The sequence below is a fragment of the Rothia sp. ND6WE1A genome (genome assembly GCF_001683935.1).
Classification (GTDB): Bacteria; Actinomycetota; Actinomycetes; order Actinomycetales; family Micrococcaceae; genus Rothia; species Rothia amarae.
The window spans coordinates 1-798 of sequence record NZ_LXTU01000030.1; the positions used below are offsets into that span (position 1 = coordinate 1).

1 protein-coding gene is annotated in these 798 nt (G+C 36.0%); it reads right to left on the bottom strand.

The window, feature by feature from the left end; genetic code table 11:
• Positions 1-95: 95 nt before the first annotated feature.
• On the bottom strand, positions 96-798 hold a 703-nt coding region (locus A7E48_RS11320; protein ID WP_233125962.1), incomplete at its 5' end, for a hypothetical protein.

Consider the following 798-nt stretch of genomic DNA (forward strand, 5'->3'; position numbering starts at 1 on the left):
TCGTATACACGTTTCGAACGATTTTTTTATTTACGATTTTTGAAGAATCATAGCTGATGCCGATTCCAAAATTATATTCGTTTATCCTCATTTTGCTATTCCTTAGGAAATAGATTATTTTCTAAATTTTTGAAATAAAAATAGATACATCTCCAAAATATATTATTTTCCCTTTCCGGTTCAGGTAACTGCAGAAAAGTAATAAGTCTAATTATAACAGCAATGGATGAAATAATATAGACCAACATCCATGCAAAATTCCAGATGGGCTCAATAATCGGAATTGATGCCAAGAGAGAAAGCAGGAATAGGGCTAATGCGGTCCACGCGACTGAAGTTCTGTAGGGTGAGAGACTTAAGCGTATATACGGGTGTTCAGCATCTTTCGCTATCAGTACGAGGATAAGTGATGCTGCTGAAGTTACGATGCCTATCGAGCTATTGGGAACCTCAAAAGTGTTGGAAGAGTTGTGAGCTAAACCGCCAATCCTCACGAATAGAGAAATTGTCATCAGAATAAAGAGGATAAGTATAGCCCAAGCAGACCAGGTTCGAACTCCTGGTTTGATAGGTATCACAGTGCAGGAAAATTGAATGAGATCGAAAGAATCAAATCTCACACTAGGTTTTGAAGGAAATAAAAACTTAACTCTTTGCTCATTTTTCATATAGTAAGAGTTGTCTATACCTTCCTCAAAATAAATTTCTGATATGTTTAACTGTGATGGAATATCGATTGTAATATGATTCGATGCATGTCTCCATATTCTCGGTATAGTCGGATAGTTGAATTTTACT